At 49.1% G+C, this 1,553-nt stretch carries 1 protein-coding gene; it reads right to left on the minus strand.

The window, feature by feature from the left end; all coding sequences use genetic code 11:
- Positions 1–141: 141 nt before the first annotated feature.
- A partial coding sequence (metG, locus tag Q0200_RS07850; protein WP_297939985.1) for a methionine--tRNA ligase subunit beta occupies positions 142–1,553 on the minus strand: 1,412 nt, incomplete at its 5' end.

Consider the following 1,553-nt stretch of genomic DNA (forward strand, 5'->3'; position numbering starts at 1 on the left):
GCCCGCGCCAAGCCCAATGTAGGCGTAGCCCTGACGCACGTTCTTGCTCTCAAACGCAAAGCCCTCCACGGCGCTGACGCTCGGTTTATTTAGCGCTTCGCCGTTGATGAGGCGCCTTAGGTTTTCGATATTCACGCGGTTTTAGCCTATTTCTGAGCCGTTTTTGACCGCAGCCATCGGCGCGATGAGGCACAGCGATCCGTCCTCTGCGCTAAGGATCATACCCTCTGATATGTGGCCGAAAATTTTAGCGGGTTTTAGGTTTGCTAGCACGCAGACTTGCTTGCCGACGAGACCCTCAGGAGCGTAAAATTTGGCAATCCCCGATAAAATTTGACGCGGCTGCTCTTCGCCTAGATCGATCTTAAATTTAAGCAGCTTCTCGCTACCTTCGATATTTGAGCACTCAAGCACGGTGCCTACTTTTATGACGCATTTTTTAAAGTCGTCGATTTTTATTTTCGCGTCCGATTTTTCTTGCGGCGCAGGGGCGGGTTTGGCAGGTTCGCTCACGCTCGGCACCGCGGTGGCCATCAGTTCTTTTTCGATTTTTGGGAAAAGCGGCTGCGCTTTTTGCGCTTTAAAGTCTAAAATTTCGTTGTTTAGGATGATTTTTTTATAAGTTGCGGTCGAGATCTCAAAACCTAGCGTTTGCGCGATCTTTTCGCAGGTTCTTGGCATCGCAGGGCTTAGCAGGACGGCCACGCGAGCTAGCAGGTTCGCACACAGCGACACAAGCGCGTTTGCTTCGTCTTTTTTGCCGTTTTTGATTAGATTCCACGGCTCAAATTTAGCTATCGATGCGTTTGCGAGCGTTAGCGCCTTAAAGAGCTCCTCGAGGTAGCGGTTAGTGGCGAAACTTTCTAAATTTTTGATAGCGTTTTGCAGGTATTCGTTGCCGCTATCCAAAACCTCGCCGTAAAATTTGCGTAAATTTTCGCCCTTTATCTCAAAGTCCGAGTATTTTTCGCTCATGCCGACTATACGGCTTAAAAGATTGCCCAGATCGTTGCTAAGCTCGGAGTTTATGCGCTCGATCATCGCCTTTTGCGAGAAGTCGCCATCCTGCCCAAACGGCACTTCGCGTAGCATAAAGTAGCGGAAATTTTCCAGCCCGTACGCGTCTGCGACCTCGCTTGGGTTTATGACGTTGCCCTTGCTTTTGCTCATCTTTTCGCCATCTATCGTCCACCAGCCGTGTGCTGCGACGTGTTTTGGCAGTGGCAAGCCAAGGCTCATCAAAAATGCCGGCCAATAAACTGCGTGAAAGCGCAAAATGTCCTTGCCGACGATGTGTGTCGTATGCGGCCAAAAGTCCATTCTAGCGTTATCTCTTGAGTATCCTAGCGTTGTTAAGTAGTTTATGAGTGCGTCAAGCCAGACGTACATAACGTGCTTGTCGTCGTTTGCGCTCTTTGGTAGCTTTATACCCCAGTCAAAGCTCGTTCTTGTCACAGAGAGATCTTTTAGTCCGCCTTTTACAAAGCTTACGACCTCGTTTTTCTTACCCTTTGGGATGACGCAAAGCTCGTCATTTTCGTACCATTTTAAAA

Origin of the sequence: uncultured Campylobacter sp. (assembly GCF_938045225.1) — a bacterium.
Lineage (GTDB): Bacteria > Campylobacterota > Campylobacteria > Campylobacterales > Campylobacteraceae > Campylobacter_A.